Consider the following 19,779-nt stretch of genomic DNA (forward strand, 5'->3'; position numbering starts at 1 on the left):
AATGGGCAACACCGCAAGTGACGCTCATGGCCACGAAGAATGACAAGCATGTTTGGCGTAGACAGGAGGACGAGTCTTGGTGACCTCCACTCAGTTGATGGAGCAGATCTGTTCATCAACGAATCTGAACCAAGCCCTGAGAAGAGTAAAGAAGAACAAGGGATGTGCTGGGGTTGATAAACTCGACATAGCAGCCACTATCTCGGTGCTTCGGCAGTCTTCCAATGGGCAAGCGCTCCGCCAGAGCCTTCTGGACGGTAGCTATCAACCCCAACCCGTCTTGGGTGTAGAAATCCCTAAACCTAGTGGGGGAGTGAGGCAGCTAGGTATCCCAACGGTACTTGATAGGATCGTCCAGCAGGCCATCACATCAGTCCTGACAGATATCTACGAACCTAAGTTCTCCAACAGCAGTTACGGGTTCAGGCCCAACCGTAGTGCCCACCATGCTCTGGCGGCAGCAAGCCACTACATCAGGGAGGGGCGGGGTTATGTAGTCGATGTTGACCTAGCGAAATACTTCGATACTGTGAACCACGATAGGCTGATGCACAGGTTATCGAAAGATATCACAGATAAACGGGTACTGAAGCTGATCAGGTCATACCTACAGGCAGGCATAATGCGAAACGGGTTAGTCGAGCAGAGGCAACGAGGGACACCACAGGGTGGCCCATTATCTCCGCTGCTATCAAATATCGTATTAGATGAGTTGGATAAAGAGCTTGAACGAAGAGGGCATAAGTTCTGCCGATATGCAGACGACTGCCAAATCTACGTGCACAGTGAGGAAGCCGCAAATCGAGTAAAAGCCTCGATAACGGAGTTCTTGGAGCAGAAACTGAAACTCACGGTCAACCGGGAGAAGAGTGCAGCAACAAGAGTGACAGAGCGGACTTACTTAGGCCATCGCTTCCAACGAGATGGAAGTATCCATATCTCGAAGACAGCACAAACTCACATGAAGAAGCGAGTGCGTCAAATAACGAAGCGGAATCGAGGACGAGAGTTGAAGACAGTAATAGTCGAACTAACTCAATATCTAAGAGGTTGGCAACACTACTTCAAGCTCGCCATGCGGAAAAGCGCGATGCAGCGCTTGGATGAATGGATAAGACGGCGCTTACGGTGCTACCGACTCAAGCAGCGAAAACGCAGACACAGCATAGCGATATGGTTACGCCAAGAAGGCGTAAACGAGCGCAATGCTTGGAAGCTAGCGATGTCAGAGAAAGGATGGTGGCATCTGGCTTTATCGCCGCAGCTCAATCAGGCCATGCCAACGAAACGGTTCAAGGAGATGGGCATGTACTCATTGAGAGATGGGTATGAGTCACTGAAAATATATTCGGAACCGCCGTATGCGACCCACGCTTGTACGGTGGTGTGAGAGGACGGAGGCCGCGAGGCCTCCTCCTACTCGATTTCTAGAGAAGGGTTGGTTTCTTTGCGGTTAACCGCACTTGGAGTCACCACAGTTCAGGCAAGTCTGACAACCGTCTTTGACGATAACGGATTTGTTGTGGCACTTGTAGCAAAGTGTCGCGCTTGGTGGGAAGCTTCCAGACTCCTCTTCTGCTTCTTCCTTTTTACCTTCAAGCTCGGCTTTCTTGGCTTCAAGGAAGGCCTGCTGGTGCTCATCGACTTCTGGCTTACCCAGCATGCCAATTTCAGTGAGGTGCTGCTCAATCACATTGCCGATTTCGGCGATAAGCGATGGGACATACTTCCCTTTGTTCCAGTAGCCACCGCGCGGATCAAACACAGAGCGAAGCTCTTCGACCAAAAATGTGCAGTCGCCACCTTTGCGGAATACCGCTGACATAATGCGGGTTAGGGCGACAATCCATTGGAAGTGCTCCAGGCTCTTAGAGTTGATAAACACTTCGAACGGACGGCGAACTTCGTGCTCGGTACCCTCGTTGAGTACGACATCATTAATGGTAATAAACAGTGAGTGCTCAGAGATATGCTCCGGCGTTTTCAGCTTGTAGGTCGTACCTAATAGCTTTTCCGGGCGCTGCATATCTTCATGCATGTGCTGCACTTCAAACTCAGGAGCTGATGAAGGTGCAGGTGCTGCCTGTGGCGCTTCTTGTTCTTGGCTCTTTACTTTGAAGGCCACAATCTTACCGTCGATTTTTTTCGTCATGTGTTTCTAACCTGTACCTTAAAATTTACCGTAGTAGCCTTCTTTCAGGGCATCATAAAGGTTCGCAGCGGTGTGAGTCTCGCCGTCGTACTCGATTTCTTCATTACCTTTGGCTTCAAAGGTCGAGCCATCTTCTAGGGTGAAGACATAGGTGGTGTTTTCGAGATCTTTCTCTTTCACCAAGACGCCCTGGAAGACTTCAGGGTTGAAACGGAAAGTTGTGCAACCCTTCAAGCCTTTGTCGTAGGCATCCATGTAGATGTCTTTGAAGTCCTCGAACGGGAAATCTGTCGGTACGTTGGCCGTTTTTGAGATCGAAGAGTCAATCCAGCGCTGGGCCGCGGCCTGTACTTCAACGTGCTGGCTTGGCGTAATGTCGTCAGCGGTGATGAAGTACTCGGGAAGCTGGCTTTCTTCGTCGTTGCTGTACGGCATTGCTTTTTCGTTAACCAGCTTGCGATAAGCCAATAACTCGAAGCTGTAGACGTCAACGCTTTCCTTTGTCTTCTTGCCCGGCACAATAACGTTGCGGGTATAGTGGTGCGCAAAGCTCGGTTCAATACCGTTACTGGCGTTATTGGCCAGAGACAGGGAAATGGTTCCTGTCGGGGCAATTGAGCTGTGGTGAGTGAAACGGCAGCCGTGTTTTGCCAGATCCTCGATCAGCTTGGGTTCGATTTCACTGACTTGCTGCATGTAGCGGCTGTACTTGGCGTGAAGGACTTTACCCTTCACCTTATCGCCTACTTTGATGCCGTCTTTGGCCATTTCTGGACGGAGGCGAAGCATTTTGGCTGTGATTTCGAACTCTTCGTTCATCACCGGCGCTGCGCCTTTCTCTTTGGCCAACTTCAGGCCTTCCTTCCAGCCTGTGATGGCCATTTCTTGTGCGACCTGCTCGGTAAAGGCCACAGAAGCAGCACTGCCGTATTTGTGCTTAAGCATGGTCGTAGTAGAGCCTAAGCCGAGGAAGCCCATACCGTGACGGCGCTTGCTGGTGATCTCATGGCGCTGCTTTTCAAGCGGCAGCTGGTTGATTTCTACCACGTTGTCCAGCATACGGGTAAAGATAGCAACAACTTTGCGATAGGCCTCCCAGTCGAAGTGGGCATTGTCGGTAAACGGCTCACGAACAAACTTGGTCAAGTTAACCGAACCCAGCAAGCAAGCACCGTAAGGTGGTAGTGGCTGCTCACCACAAGGGTTGGTTGCCCGGATCTCTTCACAAAACCAGTTGTTGTTCATCTGGTTGACTTTGTCGATCAGAATAAAGCCCGGCTCGGCGTAATCGTAAGTCGATGTCATGATGACATTCCACAGATTGCGGGCTGGAAGCGAGCGGTAGATTTTACACGCCACACGGCCCTCGGCGTCTTCAACCAAGTTGTCTTTGGTTGGCCAGTCGGCCCAAACAATGCTGTCGTCATTGTCGAGATCAAGCTTATCCTGTTTCGCTTCTTTGGCTGTGATAGGGAAAATCAGCTGCCAAGGCGCATCGTTTTTAACCGCTTCAATGAAATCTTCGTTGATAAGCAGCGACAGGTTGAACTGGCGTAGGCGACCGTCTTCGCGCTTGGCACGAATAAACTCGATGATATCCGGGTGGCGGATATCCATGGTTCCCATCTGCGCGCCACGGCGGCCACCGGCAGAAGAGACGGTGAAACACATCTTGTCATAGATATCCATGAACGAAAGTGGGCCAGATGTGTAAGCGCCAGCACCCGAAACAAAAGCACCGCGCGGGCGCAGGGTCGAAAAGTCGTAGCCGATACCACAGCCTGCTTTGAGCGTGAGGCCGGCTTCGTGGACTTTGCTCAGGATGTTATCCATTGAATCTTCAATGGTGCCAGAGACTGTACAGTTAATGGTTGAGGTGGCAGGTTTATGTTCGAATGCACCTGCATTGGAGGTTATACGTCCAGCTGGAATAGCCCCGTTACGTAGTGCCCAAAGAAATTCGTTGTACCAATGATCCTTAGCATCATCGTTTTCTAGATCTGCCAATGCGCGGGCAACACGTTTGAAAGTGTCGTCAAGCGTGACATCAATAGCTTCTCCGTGCTTTGATTTCAAACGATACTTACTGTCCCAAATCTCCACTGAAGTGGATTGGTACTCGATATCGACGGCTTGAGAGACTTCCGAAGCGGTTGGGGATTTCGCCATTATGAATGCACCTTACTGTTATCATGTTGTGTTGCTGCTTGCTACAAAGGACTTATCCAATCCTATTTATAGCTTACTCACCCGGTTGAGCATGGAGGGTGAAAGTCAGCAAGGCGCAGATCAAACCACTAACCCAAAAGATCTTCAAGTCTTGACAAGGCGATTATCGCTCTTTGTAACTAATCGTTAATAATAGCCTTTTTGATAGATGGAATGGTTGTAAACAAGGTTGCCAAAATGTGATCAAACCAGCTCGACAGTGGTTATTTTAGCCATTGTATTTATAGTTATTGGATTGATTTTAAAGCTTGCTTGCTACATCAGTGATGATGACGAATAAGTCATCAAACAAGGATAATTCATACCCTAAATGGTGAGTATCAGGTGGGATTTATCTGCTAGTAATACTGAAAAAGGGGACACCGAAAGGTGTCCCAAGGTTGTCAAAACTGCTCGACAGAATGAACACAGATTAGTGAGTGAGTACCTTAGAAGTTATAACGTACCAATAGGGCTAGCTCATTATCCAGTTTGGCATCAGAACCCGTTGCGGTTTTGCTGCTTGCATCAATTTTGTATTCTGCAGCAAGGATGATAGGGCCGGTAAAATATGCCGCGCCCACTGTAGCGTAGGAATATTTGGCCTTGGAGTTATCATCTTCCAGCAGGTTGTAGCCGCCAAGGATTTGGAACTGGTTGATATCGTAGGAGCCAAATACTTCTACACCCGTCGCCGCTCTGATCATCCCATCGGTGGTAACACTACTGCTGCTGAAGCTAGACTTTTTGAACGCCTCATTTGATGTTTTGCTCTGGTGGTTGCGGAATTCACCGTAGTTAGCCGCTAGATTCAGGCCATTGTACTGGTAAGTGATAACGGCATTAGCCACTTTTGCGTCTGCACGATCATCAAATTTAGTTTCAGCGTAGACACCGCTTAGGCCGATAATACCCATACCGGTATCGAAGTCGTAACCTGCCATAGCTTGGTAACCGTAATCGCGGTCATAGCCACCAGAGATATTGCCTTCCTCGTCACGTGAAAGGTTGGAATCCTGGAATTGGTACTGAAGGCCAACCTGTACACCGTAGAAGTTGTTGCGGTATTGAATTACGTCATCCGCACGGCCTGTACCATGTACGCCACCGTCGCCAGAAATGCCGTCGTAGTTACCGGCTGTATCACCACCGTAGATCCAGAACAGATCCGTTTTACCTGTTACGTCGTAGTGAACAGACCAGGCTTTACCGAGCGTAAAGTTACCAAAGTCCTCGTGATCAGCAGTGATAAAGCCTAAACGGTTTGAAATATGGCTGCCCTCAGAGCTATTTGAAAGCGCGTCATATGCCCATTCAGCACGAGTGCCGATATCCCAGCCACTTTCGAGGGCATGGGTGTAACCAAAGTTAATACGTGATGATTGGTTATTGAGGCTCGAATCACCATCTGAAAATTTAGCGCTTACTGCCAAACGGCCACCTACAGAGAAGGTGTTAGTGCCATCGTTATAAACTTCCAATGCATGAACAGACGATGAGGTTGCCGCAGCTGCCACTGCTAGGGCAATTAGCTTTTTATTCATTTCATAATTCCTAATTTAATGGTGTAAAGCACTCATAAATGCTTGTTTTATTTTTTATTACTTCGTTCCCTGTAGTAATAGTGAAATGATCTTAAGGGGGAGGGTATAAAGAAAGTTTTAGATTTAAGATGCTGTTTTTAAATGTTTTTAATTTATGGTGTTTAAAAATGTTACATCCCCTAGAGTGCATGCCTGCCACAAGACTGTTAACGTGTTCGCAGTGGCAAAAACTTATTTTTTCAAATCTTGAGCTTTAGGTTTTTTTGCTACTGATTACGGTGATAAATATGAGTGGACAAACAATTAATTGCTATTTATTTGGTGGGGATATTGACGCACAGCGTCAAATATTCATCATTTAGCGCGATAATACCTGTTGGCTTGTATTTGCAATTATCGGGAAGTAAAGAAGTAAAAGCGAAGTCTGTACGGTGCCAGAATTGAATATTAAGAGTTAGGGGGAGTAAAGGTATGGTTTGAGGCCGAAGGGGGGCTGGTTAGTAAAGTGGGTTCTGGTAGAAAGGCTGGGCTAGCAGAAATAGCTAGCCCGTATACGCGAACTGGTTTATTGCTTTTCAGAGAGGAAACGAATGGTGTTAGCTAAATCTTCCAAGCTGTCATGTGCACCATTCTGAACAAGGTATTTCCCTTTAACTAGGAAAGAAGGCACAGAGGTAATTTGTGCATTTTGTTCTAGTTGGTTGGCATTGGTCATTTGCTGGTAGACGAGCTCTTTTTGTTCATCGTTAAGAGCAAACGGGCTAACAAGATCATGCTGGCCGAAGATCTCATCCAGCTTATTCTTGCGACCTTCCTCATCTAGGCCGGCGGCTTGCTCCTGAACAAAACTAAATAACGCTTCTTTCAAATCAGCTGATGGTTTGCCACTGCTCTGGATAGCTGCCGTGTAGTAAAGGTAAGCAGCGTATTGGGCACTTTCGTTAAACGTGACGTGAACCTGGTCGATATCTACTTCCGCCAACTTTTTGATCTCAGGTAGCATCAGCTCCATGTTTCGACAGTGGCCACAGCCCAGGGAAAAGACCTCGACAACGTCGGCAATACCGGCTGTTGGCGTTGCGACTAAGGTGTATTTTACGCCTTCTTTCGGCGTATCGGTTTCACTACACCCCGTGACGGCAACAAGAAGAAAAAGGACAGAAGCAAAGATTTTCGTTAGTGTATTCATACTGATAATTGTAATGGGTTTAAAGCTGTAAGTATGGATGAAAATCAAGACGAGATCGTTGGCAAACATCAATTTTGTTGTCTGTTCGACGAAAATAATGTCTTTCTTGTTAGTTTTTTTCTGTCGCTAAATGGATGTTCTTTCCAAATACCTCGTTGGTCACGTTATTCGCAAAGAGTCACTCAGTTCAGAGGGTTGCCGGTTCTTCGAATCTCGTCTCGCGTTAGACATTAGGTTGTTAAGTGCTTATTTGGGTGTTTATTTACCCATTATTGGATGAAGTGCATGTTATGTTGCGGCTTGGTTCATGATTGTACAAAAAATGACTGAATGGGTGCGGTGATGTGTTGCCTGGATATTCGGTCTGTTGCTTATATGGGGCGTCAATACAGTAGTGAGGCGATGATGATTGTTATTTATGGAATAAAGGAAAGACTCAATCCGATTAAAGCGAGTCTTTCAGACGTTATTCAATCTTGTATGGGCAGGGAGCTTGGGCTGCCAGAAGATAAACGCTCTCATCGCTTTATACCGATGGAAAAAGAAGACTTTTACTATCCCGGTGGTCGAAGTGATGCTTATACAGTCATTGAAATCAACATGATGGAAGGACGCAGAAAGGATACCCAAAAGGCGTTGATCAAATCGTTATTCATTGAGATTGAAAAGGCTTTGGGTATTTCACCGGTAGATATTGAAATAATCATCAAGGAGCAGTCGGCACACTGCTGGGGTTTCCGCGGCATGACCGGAGATGAGGTTACCGATCTCAAGTACCGAGTGAAGGTATGATATCCCGGAGAACCGATTCAAAAACTACATACATAATAGGGGAATAATAAACAAGGAGGTGTTATGTTCCCACTTGAAGTCTTTTTGGCCTATACATTGGCTTGCCTGCTGTTGGTGATTTCCCCGGGGCCGGATAACTTACTGGCTATAGGGCGAGGGTTAAGTCAAGGAAAGCTCGCGGCAGTCGTATCGGGCTGCTCTTCTGGAGCCGGTATTCTGTTTCATGTTCTTGCAGCAACCTTTGGACTTACATTATTGATTCAGACCTCTGAGCTGGTTTTCTATATTGTCAAAGCCACTGGCGCAGCTTATTTAATATGGCTTGGTATTAACGTATTACGCTCAAGAAGTCTTTTTTCACTTAAAAGCGCTAAGAAACAATCATTACAATCAATCTTTTCTACCGGGTTCTTGTCGGCGGCCCTTAACCCGAAACCCGGTATGTTTGTTCTGGCCTTCGTTCCTCAGTTTGTGAATCCAACGCTTGGTTCTGTGACCGTGCAGATGATCGTATATGGCGTGTGGTTTGCCGTGCTGACGGCAATAGGCTTCAGTATGATGGGAGTGTTTTCATCGCGGCTGACCCTTTGGCTCAGTAAAATGCCGAAAATTATGTCTGGCTTAAATATTGGTGCGGGCGCTACGTTTATAACTTCTGGGTTGGCCATCGCGTTGATGAAACAGAAATGATATAAAAAACTTACTGTAGATCTATTTGTCGCAATCGCTCGAAAGCGTTAACCAATTAGATGCTTCGAGCAATTTGCCTGAGATAGCTGCCTGCTTAACGCGCACATTGACACCTTTGTATGACTTACCAGGCACATTTTTCTTCGAAAAATTGTTCGAAGAACTTCATGGTTTCACTGAATACCTGATCGCGCAGTTCATCTTTTTCCATCAGCAGCTCATGACGGGCCGATTCGATAACTTTCAGTTGGCATCGGTCGGTATGATCATCAAACAGGAGCTGTGCCCGGTTATCGACAATGGTGTCATTCTCAGCTTGAAGCAACAGCAACGGTGTCTGGAGTTTGCCTGCGTCTTGAATACAATGTTTCGCTGCACGTATTGCTTGCCATACCCACCTGGCGCTTGGGCCTCCGACCCTCAACTCTGGGTGAGTCTGATACAAGTGCTTGGCCCAGACGTAACGCAATTGGCTCTGGCATTGATCGTTCTGTTCAAACGGTAGTTCATGGTACGCCTTCTGCCCTAGGGCGTATGTCGGTACTGATTGGTAAAGGTCAAAGATCTTCGCCACTGCCGGTGCAACCAAGCGCAGCGCGCCGGACATGTGGATACCAAACATAGGGGCATTGAGTACCGCTGCATTGAATACATCAGGGTGCTGCTCAAGATACAAGGTTGAAATGGCACCGCCCATGGAATGTGCGAGAAGAAAGCAGCGGGAATAGCGGGACGGCTGGACAATGTTTTCGATGAATGTCTCAAGATCAGCTACGTAATCGTCAAAGCTGTCGACGTGGCCTACCTCAGGATCAGCGGCTAAGCGGCCTGAAGCCCCCTGCCCGCGATGGTCATAGGCGTATACGTCAAAACCGCGGGTAACATATTCAAAAATAACTTCTTGGTATTTCCAGACACTTTCATTTCTGCCATTGACTATCACCACACAGTAACGCTCATGGGGCAAGAATGTCGTGCCTGATTCGCAAAGGCTAATACCGTGGATAGGAATCCCCCCGATCCCTGAAAAGACATGCTTTTTACGTTGTTGCCACATCTGGTGAATATCATGGTGCATGAGTTCAGTAAACACTGCTTCTTTGGTAACAAAATCTGCTGAATATCTTGGTTTCATCGGGCCATCCTAGGCATACATTTTCTGGGCGCACACTTCGTCATTGGCAGGTTTTTTATCGCTATCGGACGAGTGGGGTTTAGGAGGATGGCCCGGTACTGAGAATTCGCGGCCAAGTGTCGCCATAAAATATCGACCCGATTGGTAACCTAATTGGTAATCTTGTTTGAGCGAATCAAGACGGCTGCCGAGGAGTTTTGAAGACAGCTCTTTATTAGGATGGATTTCATAAATTGTTGCGTCATCTGGTGGGTTGTTTAAAAAGGCCTGGGTTTGGCGGTAGTTCTCTTCATGTTCAAGAAACAAACTGATTAGCTCTGCTGCTTTGGTTTTTCCTAACGCTTTACTGAGCATCGACATCCAGCAATGATCGAAGTTGACGCTTATCGGCACCGTTCGGATGACCACGATGTGTCGGTAACCTCTGTCGTAAGCCTCTTGTACTGGAATTGGCGCACCTACACCGCCATCGACCCAGTACTGCTGGTGATTGAGAATCGGTTGTCGACGCAGGACGGGAATGGCACACGACGCTTTCAAGGCGGCTTGCCAGTCATCAGTTCTGAGGTCAAAAAAGGAGGCACGGTGATTGTCGGCATGGCATGCGCAGGCGAGAACAGTTCGCCAGCGCATGTTCTTATGGCCCTGCTGCCAGTCGAGTGGCAATCGGGTTTGGGTTTGTTCCAATAGCCAATCGAGATTCAATCCTTCCTTGCCGAGCAAAAAGCGGGGTAAGTCAAAAAAGTCATGGGTAGTGGTGGCTTCAGTGATGACACGATATGCGTGCTTGGTATGCCCGCAAATAAAGGATGCGATATTGAGAGAGCCAGCCGAAGTACCTACCAGCAATGAGAATGGATTATAATCGGCGTCCAAGAAAGCATCCAATACCCCAGCTGTAAAAATACCTCGCTGGCCCCCTCCTTCGGTGACGAGTGCAATTTTGTCGCAATATTTGGGGAGATGAGAAAGTGCATCCACATTGTTCACTGCACATGAAATATGTATTCCCGTCATTGGCTTGCCTATCTTGATGTTATTGTGAAAGGTAGGCCAAGCATACTTGTGTACTTTCATTCTGAATATTTGAAAGTTTTAAGCTAATGGTTAATTAAAAATTAACATGCAAGAGGGGAAGAGATGGGGCCGAGACTGGATTTAATCCTACTGAGCATGCATTGTCATAAACTCTTGATTGAACAAATGGCGAATTTCAGTATGATGGCCGGCTTTTCTTGGTGCGGAGGATAGCATGTTTATTGGTTTTGATTATGGAACGGCCAATTGCTCGGTAGCAGTGATGGAGCAGGGCCAGCCGCGTATGCTTGCTCTGGAAGGCGAGAGCAGTTTTATTCCTTCGACACTTTGTGCACCGACTCGAGAGGCAGTAAGCGAGTATTTGTACCGTCATATGGGCGTACAGCCCGGCGATGAGTTGGGCGAACAAGTCTTGCGTCGTGCCATTGCATTTAACCGCGAAGAAGACATTATTGTCGAAAAAGGCGATCTATTATTTGGTCAGGCTGCACTCGATCTGTATCTCGATGATCCTGAAGAGGTGTATTACGTCAAATCACCCAAGTCCTTTCTAGGGGCGAATGGTCTGCGTGATGTGCAAATTCGTTTTTTTGAAGATCTGGTTTGCGCCATGATGAGCAATATCAAGCACAAAGCAGAAGCTCAGCTTGATAAGGCGATCACCAGCACAATGATTGGCCGTCCGGTTAACTTTCAGGGCACTGGCGGTGAAAAAGCCAATCAGCAGGCAGAGTCAATATTGCGCCAGGCGGCCAAGAGGGCAGGGTTCCAACACATAGAATTTCAGTTCGAGCCTGTGGCTGCAGGGCTTGAGTATGAAAGTACACTAACAGAAGACAAAACCGTATTGGTGGTCGATATTGGTGGCGGTACGACCGATTGCTCAATGATCCAGATGGGACCGAGCTGGGCGGGTAAGACGGATCGAACCGAAAGTCTTTTGGCCCACACCGGGCTGCGCGTTGGCGGAAATGACCTCGATATCTATTTGGCTTTTCGCCAAATCATGCCTCAGTTAGGCTTGGGCACCAAAACCCAGAAAGGGATTGATATGCCAATAGGCCAATTCTGGAACCCGATCGCCATCAACAATGTTGTGGCGCAAACGGATTTCTACGGTTCGTCTAATCTTGCGGTATTGAAGCAATTGCAGCGTGATGCTGCTGAGCCCGAGAAGTTGAAGTATCTTCTTAGAGTCTACCAGGAGACACTGGGCTATCAGCTTGTGCGCAAGGCTGAGGAGTGCAAGATTGCTTTGTCAGATGCCCAGACACATCGGTTGGCTTTATCTCAACTATCTGATTTGCTTGAAGTGGAAGTAAGCCAAGAGCAACTGGCTCAGGCCATTGAGGCACCAAGGGTGCACATTAGCCAGTTGGTAACAGACGCCATTGAGCAAAGCGGTATCAAACCCGATGTTGTGTATATGACCGGTGGTACAGCCCGCTCCCCAATTTTACGTGCGTGTATTGAGCAGCAACTGCCATCGACGCCGGTGGTCAGCGGCAGCTACTTTGGCTCGGTCACCGCGGGGCTTGCACGCTGGGCGCAGCAGACTTTTGACTAGTTGTTGGCGAATTAATTAGTTTTTTAGAGTTGTTTAATTGTGCTTTAAAAAAGCCTGACTATCTGTATTCCAATTGATGGGTTACATTGATAGCAGGCTTTTTCAGTATGACCCTAAAAGACCGGGTAGGTAAATAAGGTGGGGGGCTAAGGCTTCTTCACCCAAGCACTACACCAGCCATTGGCATTCACTGCTTTACCGGGGAAAATCGCACACGGACGCCATTCGTCTCCATCATCACCTTGAATCAAGGCACAGTTGCCACAATGCTTGTCACTGTCTGCAGCTTGGTGAACATATTGGAGAGCCTTGGCTTGGGGATCATCCTCGGTTAAATGGGGCAATTCAGAGGCGTGTGCTGGCTTAACCAGTAACTCTTTACCAACAGTAATACCAATAACACTGGCCAGCCCAAGTTTGAGGAAATTCCTTCTATTCGTTGTGTTTTTCATTTCATTACGACCTTTCTTATTGCTCACAAAGTTAACGATAATCGTTTTTGTTATTTGTCTTACTCTACAAGGGTAATACGGAATTCAAGCCGGTGGTGGATTAAAATGTGACAAGATTGTCTTGTTTGTTACACTTTGTGCCTGCACTTTGCTTTTATGTTTTGGCTGGGTGTTCTTCGGCTGTTGGTTGATAAATGTACGGTCAAGGGGTGAGCTCGCAATTTTCACACTAACATACTGACAAATAAGGCTTGATCTGAAACAAGATTTTACAGATTAGGTAAACAATTGGCTTGCAACATATTTTTTACAAGCGCATTATCTTGCGTCGAGTACAGCGAGTCATAAGGATAAAAAATGGCAAATTTGTTTTTATTAGATATTGATGGGGCGCTGGTAGATTCACACAACCTAGAGCTGGATTGCTATGCTAGAGCGGTCAATGAGGTGCTGGGTATTGAGATGGATACAGACCTTTCCCTATATGCCAATCTGACCGATGCAGGGGTGTTGGATGAGCTTATCGCTAAACACGGTATTACCGAGAGCCGTTCGATTATTCATCGTAAAGTGGAGAATCGTTACTTGGCTTTGGTTCGGCAAGCAATAAATGAGCGCCCTGAGACTGTGAGTGAGGTGATGGGAGCAAAAGAGTTTCTGATGCAGGTGAAAGAGTTGCGGGATACTCATATTGCGATTGCTACCAGCAGTTGGGCATCGGCGGCGAAATTGAAATTGCGTGCAGCAGGGATAGATATTGGCAATGTGACCTTTGCTTCTTCATCTGATGCACTAAGCCGCACTGAAATTATGGCGCTGGCGGCTTTTCGCGCCAAGCAAGATTCTGGGGTTGTTTTTGAACGTCGTATTGTTTTTGCTCATGGTGATCGCAGCAAGCATGCCTCACAAGAATTGGGCTACGACTATGTAGAAGTGGGGAGCGGGTCAGGGAATCATACTCATATTCCGAATCTGGCTCATTACCAGGCTGCTTTTTCACAATTAGCGTTGTCGGCATAGGGAGTCACGTATCTTACCGGATGTGAGGATCCTTCCAGAACCTTGACTTTATTGGGCGTAGTGCGGGAATTTCCGCATATAGTGTAAGCAGTTATCATCTTTTATTTGCATTCGAATTGCTATGCTAAATTTACGCCCAATGAGTATTTGGTTTACCTCTTTAATCTGTGTGTTTTTACTCTCTTCTCCCATAATGGTCTATGCCGCACAAGAAGACGTTCCGTATTGCCATCAATTTGCCGATTTCAATTTCCCCGATTATATGGCGCTTTGGAATGATGATAACCCAGAGCTAACCGCCGCAACCTATTTCTCCATGTTGAACATGGCCGCAAGCAGTGCCGATAAAACTTTCTTGAGTGAACTACTCAGTCAAATCAGCCGTACTTTTGTGGTGCGTAAAGATTTTGAGCAAGCCAGGTATTATTTAGGACAAGCCGAAGTATATTTGGATGATGCCGAGCCGAGAGCAAGAGCATATTTTTTAAGAGAGAAAGCGCGACTGTATTCGCAGACGCAGCAGAGAGAAGAAGCTACCGGATTGTTGATTGAGGCCTGGCAAATTGCCGATCAGCAACAATATGAACAGTTGGCAATAGAAACAGCCTTAGATCTTAGCGACGATAATATTTCGCATCTTAATCAAGTTGATAGGGTTCACTGGCGGAAAATAGCTAAGCAGCTATCCGCTTCGGCGCAAGATGAGCGGGCTAAAATCTGGGTATTGAATAACCAGTCAAGATTCATCTAATTGTTCTACAGCTGATGATTAGATAGAACCCTCTACAAGTTCTATGTTATACCCAAGCAACTTGGAGTGGCTTGGGTATAATTATAATAACGGGCTTGGAGTAATATCATATGGATGAGAAATGGGTTCTGCAGTGGTTTAATGAAGTCTGGTCTAAGGCTGATAGTTCAAGGTTACAGGTATTAGCTTCTGATCCTTTTCATTTTCACGTACCTGGTGGTAAAAGTTATCTGCTTAGCCATAATGAATACCTTAATTTTATTACGCTATGGGGACAACGGTTCAAGGATGTGACCTTTCGAATTGTTGATACCGTCAGAGATGACAACAAAACCGTGGTTATTTATCAGTGCCATGCATTGTATTGTGGCGGGTGGGCGAAAATACCGGCAAAAAAGCAAAAAGTCATGATGACAGGTATGGCTTTTTTCAAACACAAGGATGATAAAATTATCGACTGCCGGCTGGAAGACAGTAGCTTTGATTTATACCAGCAGTTGACCCGGCGACTGGAATGAAAACACCCCGCGTAGCTATGTATCACGGGGTGTTTACTTGCTGGTTACCTGCGAAGGGCAGATAAGACGATTAGGCTGTTTGAAGGTTTGCTGGTGGCGGGGTCAGTTTTTGGAAGAACTCACGCGTCTCCGTCACAATCACATCACGTAGCAAGATCAATCCAATCAGGTTTGGAATCGCCATCAAACCATTCACGATGTCGGCAATCAGCCAAATCATATCAAGCTTCATGAAGGCGCCTGCCGCAATCAAGACCAAGAAGAAAATCTTGTAAGGCAGAATAGCTTTGACGCCGAACAAATAGGTAATACAACGCTCACCATAGTAGTTCCAGCCCAGAATGGTTGTGAAGGCAAAGAACATCAGGCCAATCGTTACCATCATTGGACCAATGAAGCTTGAGTCCAAACCGCTGGCAAAGGCGTAGCTGGTCATCGCCGCACCGGCATAGTCACTCTGCCAGGCACCGGTTACGACCAAGGTAAGACCGGTCATGGTACAGATGATAATGGTATCGAAGAAAGTACCTGTCATGGAGATCAGACCTTGCTCAACACACGAGTCAGTTTTTGCTGCAGCGGCGGCCATTGGTGCACTACCAAGGCCTGATTCGTTGGAGAATACACCACGGGCGATACCTGATTGGATAGCTAGCATAATACCGGCACCGACGAAACCACCAGTGGCGGCGTGACCGGTAAAGGCTGATTGAATCACAAGCTGAATCGCCTCAGGGACAGCGCTGTATTGCGAACCAAGAACAATGACACAAGCCAGGATGTAGAACAGTGCCATGAAAGGAACAACTTTGCTGGCGACTTTGGCAATAGACTGCACACCGCCAAGCGTAACGACAGCAACCAGAATGGTCAGTACCACCACGGTGATTTCGCGCGGGATCTCAAACGACAGGTAGGCCGCATCGACAATCGCATTGGCTTGAGGGAACGTACCAATACCAAAGCAGGCAACTCCCAGCGCGAAGACCGCGAAGAGGCGAGCCAGCCATTTCTGACCTGTACCTTTTTCGATGTAATACATAGGACCGCCAAGCATTTGGCCGTTGGCATCAACCTCACGGTACTTTACCGCCAATAGGCATTCTGCATACTTGGTCGCCATGCCAAACAGTGCCGCTAGCCACATCCAGAACAGGGCACCTGGGCCACCCAGTTTGATGGCGGTAGCAACACCAACAATGTTACCCGTACCGATGGTCGCGGAAAGTGCGGTACACAAAGCGGCAAAGCTTGAGACGTCACCGTCTGCTTTGCTGTTTTTATTTCCCTTAAAGAGGTAGCCCAAAGCGAGGGGGAGGTAGCGGATTTGGATCAGGCCGAGACGGACTGTCAGATAAATACCTGTACCTACCAGCAAAAGTAGTAGTGGTGGGCCCCAAACAAGGTTGTCGATAGTTTGTAAGAAGTTATAAAGTGGGTTCATTTTCTCTTTACCTTTAAACATCAAAGGAAGAGATAAAGAACAACAGTTATACCGTTGCGTGGTGTTTCAGAATGTTGGTGTTACTTTCTGTGCTGTTGATCTTATCTCCTCTGTCCTTTTGCCTGAGAGTTTCACCTGATACCAGGTTTGCTCCTTCGGCGTCCGATTTAACGGATCTCTCCAGAGGCTCCTCCAACAACAGTCCATACCCTGCTCAGTGTTCAACTGAGTAAGGTGCCTGAAAGATTTACTTGCCATTGTTTGCAGTGGCTGCAAACGGGATAGCTAGCTTACTTCTTCGGCGGGCTCGTAACTAGCTTAATAACCAGTACTTGCCACTCTCCTGCTGTCTTCATCGGAACTCAAATTTGCCGAGACATACTAATAGATAAAAATGCGATTGTCTTCAAAAAATTCAACAAATTTTAAGAGGATGAGTTGACGTGCTAGACAAATATGTCTGCTTTCCCATTTTTTTTGGCTTAATAACCGTCGCTATCGGTGGCACTACCGAGCCCGCTGAAGATAATGTCAAGCAACTGGTATTGATGACCGGGCGTTGGCTTATAAAAGGCTAGTTCGCCAAATTATGGCGGGCTGATGGGCTGGAGAGCCGGATAAGAGACCATAAAGTTAAGGCGATTCAATTTATAGATTTGTGATGGAAATTGCCTGTGGTGATAATGCGTTCAGTGCAAGTGTGTTTATATGGTCTTTTTCTTGCTTATGAGCTCAAACGCAATAATTTTGTGGTGTGGCTGGCGAAAAAGGGCAAAAATCAAATTTAATAAAGTGCGGTACGGATAAAATTATTAGATTATTTTTGAATAAAAAATACATTTAAATTCACTTCCGATATAAACCCCAAGATTTTAAAGGCGTATATGCGTTATAACTTATTGAAGTGTTCGCAATAGCAGAATATTTTGAGAAAACAGCTTTAATCTTGCAACAAATTTGCCTTCTGGAATTTTTTGGGTTTATAGACGTTACTTATCAATGTCACGTGACTTTTTTGACGGTCATAAAACTATAAAAAGATTGACGACGATTTATGACAAGGAGTGTCCATGAAGACAAAACGCTTGTAATTTTCTTGATAGATTAAGGTGAAGTTGTGATATGGGTTAGTTGTAGTCACTTCGATAAAGTGGCAGAAGCGAAAGAAAACCTCAAGATGTCACATGATGTAGTTGACGTCTCACCTTTTGAGCTGTTGTCAACCATGACAGGTCAGGAGCTGATTTTCCTTGAGGTCGTAGACTCAACGTCAAACGGTTTTGAATTGCTGCAGTCGGTTAAGAGCCGCTTTCCGCAAACTAAAGTCGTTGTGGTTTACCATAGCCTTGATGCCGATCTCGCATTAAATGTTCTTCGTGCGGGCGGGGAGGATGTGATTGCGGCTAATGCCACTAAACAGGAAATAGACGCCTGCTTTAGCAGACTTCATACACATAATGTGGTGGCCGAGCCGGTTCAAGGGTTTGAGCAGCGCGAGCTATCCATACGACCGGCTTTGAAGATCATTGACGAGAACATAAGCTCCCCGCTACGGGAGGAGGATCTTGCCAATGCTTGCCATTACTCTCCGACTTATTTCTCGCGCCTTTTTCACAATGTGATGGGGGTAACCTTAAAGCAATATATTATCAAGAAGCGATTGGATCTGGCCTGTGGGTTATTGAGTTCGGATAGGGAGAAGATTTCGCAAATTGCCCATTCGGCAGGCTTTAAAGATGTCTCTTATTTCTCCCGCGTGTTCAAGAAGCACATGGGCTGCTCGCCGGGCGAGTTCAGAATGCGCAAGCATAACCTTCATACTTGAGTTTGACACTAGGATTGCCTGAAGAGCACCCCATATACCCATGTGACTATTTGCCGCTTGGGTAAATGGGGTGTTTTTGGTGTTATTGAGTGCAAGCCCTCAATTTTGTCATTTCAAAGCCGATAACATTCCCTGCTTTTATGCACCGATAACATTTATCGTTATTTGGTATGACCCATGACAAATAAAGACAAAATGCCTTTAGTAAGATATGTGTTTATCTGCATATAATGAAACTGGGATGTTAGTTCAAAAAATATGTTTGCGGTAAGAATGGAATGACAACGTATTTCGATATTCTTGGAGTAAAAAAGAATACCCCTTTGGCAGATGTGAAGCGGCGATACAAGTTGCTCTCAAGCCGGTGCCACCCCGATAAAGGGGGATCCAAATCTATTATGCAACTGGTTGGGCTGGCGTATGAGAAGATCCTGTCAGGGCACGGGCACGAAGAAGCCGTTCACGTGGTTTACCTCAAACCCAATGACCAGGCCGCTGTATGGAAAACGAAGTGTCAGCAGCTTGAAGATCAAAACCAAGACTTGCACCGTCGCAATGAGCTGCTGGAGAAAAAGCTCAAAGCAGCATTAGAGAAGCAGAACGCGCAACAACAAGAGAAAGTGCCGACAGACGCCGAAGCGAAACAGAAACAGATACAGGATGAAGATATGCAGGCACTGAGGCGTGAAAACCGCCGCTTGCAATCCCAGATAGATGTTCTTCGCCGCGAGAAGAAAAGCACAAAAACAGCTGTTGTGAAATCCGAAATACCCGGTCAACTGGTTGCGGCTTCGCAAAGATTGACGCCGGTCGTTGCCGGTCAGATCAAAGCCATTGGCAGGAGCCGCTACTGGGGGCGTTTGGCAATGCTTGCCATACCTATTGTGTTGGTATGGGTTGCGATAGGGCCGGGTAAAGAACCTTTGATGAGTGCCTGGGACAGTCTCAACCCCGAGCCGCAGAGAGTCAGCAAGCCAACAATGAGATTGCTGCACCACGATACGACCCAGACCCAGAGCTCAAATACTGAGCATGTTGTGTCTCCAGAAGGTGTCGCGCTAGATAGAGAAGTAATTGTGCCACGCATCAAACTCAGCGGTGATGTTGGTATCTGGCAGGTGAGTAAGTTCGAGAATACGCCGAACTACTATATTAGTGTGCGCAGTGAAAAAGGATCATATGTGATCAAAAGCTGCGACGGCGATTTCCAGTATTACAAGAACACTTTGCTGCGCTCGGGCAGAATGGCGGCTAATTTGATTTATAGCCGAGATGAGCGGCATTTTGAAATCTATGATATCCCTTACGGCAATGGCTCGTTCGCCCATAACTGGGCGAAGAGCAAAAGTTTGTTGATTAACAACGAGTACTTTCCCAATAAGAACTTTTCTAATTCTTTCAGTGCTCTGCAGCAGTACTGCCAGTAGCAAGATATAACCTCTCGCGGACCAGCT

Annotated in this window: 17 protein-coding genes and 2 riboswitches; of the genes, 9 read left to right on the forward strand and 8 right to left on the reverse strand. The window is 46.8% G+C overall.

The window, feature by feature from the left end:
• The first annotated feature begins 97 nt into the window (after positions 1–97).
• On the forward strand, positions 98–1,390 hold the full coding sequence (ltrA, locus tag PTW35_RS07935) for a group II intron reverse transcriptase/maturase (RefSeq protein WP_348637735.1): 1,293 nt from the start codon (positions 98–100) through the stop codon (positions 1,388–1,390).
• A 63-nt stretch (positions 1,391–1,453) separates the two neighbouring features.
• Here the strand turns inward: ltrA and PTW35_RS07940 are convergent, their stop codons facing one another.
• From PTW35_RS07940 to PTW35_RS07955, 4 genes are all read right to left on the reverse strand, one after another.
• Complete coding sequence (locus PTW35_RS07940) at positions 1,454–2,152, reverse strand: NrdJb (protein WP_281027218.1); 699 nt, start codon at positions 2,150–2,152, stop codon at positions 1,454–1,456.
• Positions 2,153–2,170: 18 nt separating this feature from the next.
• Positions 2,171–4,321, reverse strand: coding sequence for an adenosylcobalamin-dependent ribonucleoside-diphosphate reductase (locus PTW35_RS07945; RefSeq protein WP_281027219.1), 2,151 nt, complete (start codon positions 4,319–4,321; stop codon positions 2,171–2,173).
• Between the two features lie 488 nt (positions 4,322–4,809).
• Positions 4,810–5,904, reverse strand: a complete 1,095-nt coding sequence (locus PTW35_RS07950) for a porin (RefSeq protein ID WP_281027220.1) — start codon at positions 5,902–5,904, stop codon at positions 4,810–4,812.
• Between the two features lie 565 nt (positions 5,905–6,469).
• A complete protein-coding gene (locus tag PTW35_RS07955; protein ID WP_281027221.1) occupies positions 6,470–7,093 on the reverse strand; it encodes a thioredoxin domain-containing protein in 624 nt (207 codons plus the stop codon).
• A gap of 405 nt (positions 7,094–7,498) precedes the next feature.
• On the opposite strand from PTW35_RS07955, the gene PTW35_RS07960 reads away from it, so the two are divergent.
• A complete protein-coding gene (locus PTW35_RS07960; RefSeq protein WP_281027462.1) occupies positions 7,499–7,885 on the forward strand; it encodes a tautomerase family protein in 387 nt (128 codons plus the stop codon).
• 63 nt (positions 7,886–7,948) lie between these two features.
• Positions 7,949–8,575 carry a LysE family translocator gene (locus PTW35_RS07965; protein WP_281027222.1) on the forward strand — a complete coding sequence of 209 codons (627 nt, stop codon included), beginning with the start codon at positions 7,949–7,951 and terminating at the stop codon, positions 8,573–8,575.
• A 124-nt stretch (positions 8,576–8,699) separates the two neighbouring features.
• Here PTW35_RS07965 and PTW35_RS07970 read toward each other — a convergent pair whose 3' ends face one another.
• Both PTW35_RS07970 and PTW35_RS07975 read right to left on the reverse strand, forming a co-directional pair.
• Entirely contained in the window at positions 8,700–9,710 is a 1,011-nt protein-coding gene (locus tag PTW35_RS07970) for an alpha/beta fold hydrolase (RefSeq protein ID WP_281027223.1), read from the reverse strand.
• 9 nt (positions 9,711–9,719) lie between these two features.
• On the reverse strand, positions 9,720–10,727 hold the full coding sequence (locus tag PTW35_RS07975; protein WP_281027224.1) for a patatin family protein: 1,008 nt from the start codon (positions 10,725–10,727) through the stop codon (positions 9,720–9,722).
• A gap of 235 nt (positions 10,728–10,962) precedes the next feature.
• Between PTW35_RS07975 and yegD the strand changes: the two genes are divergently transcribed.
• Positions 10,963–12,315 (forward strand): molecular chaperone, encoded by a 1,353-nt coding sequence (yegD, locus tag PTW35_RS07980; protein WP_281027225.1) that lies wholly within the window; start codon positions 10,963–10,965, stop codon positions 12,313–12,315.
• Between the two features lie 146 nt (positions 12,316–12,461).
• Here yegD and PTW35_RS07985 read toward each other — a convergent pair whose 3' ends face one another.
• Positions 12,462–12,767, reverse strand: a complete 306-nt coding sequence (locus PTW35_RS07985) for a high-potential iron-sulfur protein (RefSeq protein WP_281027226.1) — start codon at positions 12,765–12,767, stop codon at positions 12,462–12,464.
• A 357-nt stretch (positions 12,768–13,124) separates the two neighbouring features.
• Here PTW35_RS07985 and PTW35_RS07990 point away from each other — a divergent pair, with 357 nt between their 5' ends.
• The 3 genes from PTW35_RS07990 (at position 13,125) to PTW35_RS08000 (ending at position 15,056) form a co-directional block, all read left to right on the forward strand.
• Complete coding sequence (locus PTW35_RS07990) at positions 13,125–13,787, forward strand: HAD hydrolase-like protein (RefSeq protein ID WP_281027227.1); 663 nt, start codon at positions 13,125–13,127, stop codon at positions 13,785–13,787.
• Between the two features lie 121 nt (positions 13,788–13,908).
• Positions 13,909–14,538 carry a hypothetical protein gene (locus PTW35_RS07995; RefSeq protein ID WP_281027228.1) on the forward strand — a complete coding sequence of 210 codons (630 nt, stop codon included), beginning with the start codon at positions 13,909–13,911 and terminating at the stop codon, positions 14,536–14,538.
• 110 nt (positions 14,539–14,648) lie between these two features.
• Positions 14,649–15,056 (forward strand): nuclear transport factor 2 family protein, encoded by a 408-nt coding sequence (locus tag PTW35_RS08000; RefSeq protein WP_281027229.1) that lies wholly within the window; start codon positions 14,649–14,651, stop codon positions 15,054–15,056.
• A gap of 70 nt (positions 15,057–15,126) precedes the next feature.
• On the opposite strand, the gene PTW35_RS08005 is transcribed toward PTW35_RS08000, so the two are convergent.
• Positions 15,127–16,500 carry a sodium:alanine symporter family protein gene (locus tag PTW35_RS08005; protein ID WP_281027230.1) on the reverse strand — a complete coding sequence of 458 codons (1,374 nt, stop codon included), beginning with the start codon at positions 16,498–16,500 and terminating at the stop codon, positions 15,127–15,129.
• Positions 16,501–16,600: 100 nt separating this feature from the next.
• Positions 16,601–16,694, reverse strand: a riboswitch (glycine riboswitch).
• Between the two features lie 24 nt (positions 16,695–16,718).
• Positions 16,719–16,856: riboswitch (glycine riboswitch) on the reverse strand.
• A 761-nt stretch (positions 16,857–17,617) separates the two neighbouring features.
• Here PTW35_RS08005 and PTW35_RS08010 point away from each other — a divergent pair.
• Positions 17,618–18,325, forward strand: coding sequence for a DNA-binding response regulator (locus tag PTW35_RS08010; protein ID WP_039462120.1), 708 nt, complete (start codon positions 17,618–17,620; stop codon positions 18,323–18,325).
• 398 nt (positions 18,326–18,723) lie between these two features.
• On the forward strand, positions 18,724–19,752 hold the full coding sequence (locus PTW35_RS08015) for a hypothetical protein (protein ID WP_281027231.1): 1,029 nt from the start codon (positions 18,724–18,726) through the stop codon (positions 19,750–19,752).
• Positions 19,753–19,779 lie beyond the last annotated feature (27 nt).

The organism is Photobacterium sp. DA100, from assembly GCF_029223585.1.
Taxonomy (GTDB): domain Bacteria; phylum Pseudomonadota; class Gammaproteobacteria; order Enterobacterales; family Vibrionaceae; genus Photobacterium.

Bases quoted from the DNA above. Each gene is read 5' to 3' on its own strand.
- PTW35_RS07960 (WP_281027462.1), top strand. From the start codon at position 7,499: ATGATTGTTATTTATGGAATAAAGGAAAGACTCAATCCGATTAAAGCG.
- yegD (WP_281027225.1), top strand. From the start codon at position 10,963: ATGTTTATTGGTTTTGATTATGGAACGGCCAATTGCTCGGTAGCAGTG.
- PTW35_RS07990 (WP_281027227.1), top strand. From the start codon at position 13,125: ATGGCAAATTTGTTTTTATTAGATATTGATGGGGCGCTGGTAGATTCA.
- PTW35_RS08005 (WP_281027230.1), bottom strand. From the start codon at position 16,500: ATGAACCCACTTTATAACTTCTTACAAACTATCGACAACCTTGTTTGG.
- PTW35_RS07940 (WP_281027218.1), bottom strand. From the start codon at position 2,152: ATGACGAAAAAAATCGACGGTAAGATTGTGGCCTTCAAAGTAAAGAGC.
- PTW35_RS08000 (WP_281027229.1), top strand. From the start codon at position 14,649: ATGGATGAGAAATGGGTTCTGCAGTGGTTTAATGAAGTCTGGTCTAAG.
- PTW35_RS07975 (WP_281027224.1), bottom strand. From the start codon at position 10,727: ATGACGGGAATACATATTTCATGTGCAGTGAACAATGTGGATGCACTT.
- PTW35_RS08015 (WP_281027231.1), top strand. From the start codon at position 18,724: ATGCAACTGGTTGGGCTGGCGTATGAGAAGATCCTGTCAGGGCACGGG.
- PTW35_RS07995 (WP_281027228.1), top strand. From the start codon at position 13,909: ATGCTAAATTTACGCCCAATGAGTATTTGGTTTACCTCTTTAATCTGT.
- ltrA (WP_348637735.1), top strand. From the start codon at position 98: ATGGAGCAGATCTGTTCATCAACGAATCTGAACCAAGCCCTGAGAAGA.
- PTW35_RS07945 (WP_281027219.1), bottom strand. From the start codon at position 4,321: ATGGCGAAATCCCCAACCGCTTCGGAAGTCTCTCAAGCCGTCGATATC.
- PTW35_RS07950 (WP_281027220.1), bottom strand. From the start codon at position 5,904: ATGAATAAAAAGCTAATTGCCCTAGCAGTGGCAGCTGCGGCAACCTCA.
- PTW35_RS07985 (WP_281027226.1), bottom strand. From the start codon at position 12,767: ATGAAAAACACAACGAATAGAAGGAATTTCCTCAAACTTGGGCTGGCC.
- PTW35_RS07955 (WP_281027221.1), bottom strand. From the start codon at position 7,093: ATGAATACACTAACGAAAATCTTTGCTTCTGTCCTTTTTCTTCTTGTT.
- PTW35_RS07970 (WP_281027223.1), bottom strand. From the start codon at position 9,710: ATGAAACCAAGATATTCAGCAGATTTTGTTACCAAAGAAGCAGTGTTT.
- PTW35_RS07965 (WP_281027222.1), top strand. From the start codon at position 7,949: ATGTTCCCACTTGAAGTCTTTTTGGCCTATACATTGGCTTGCCTGCTG.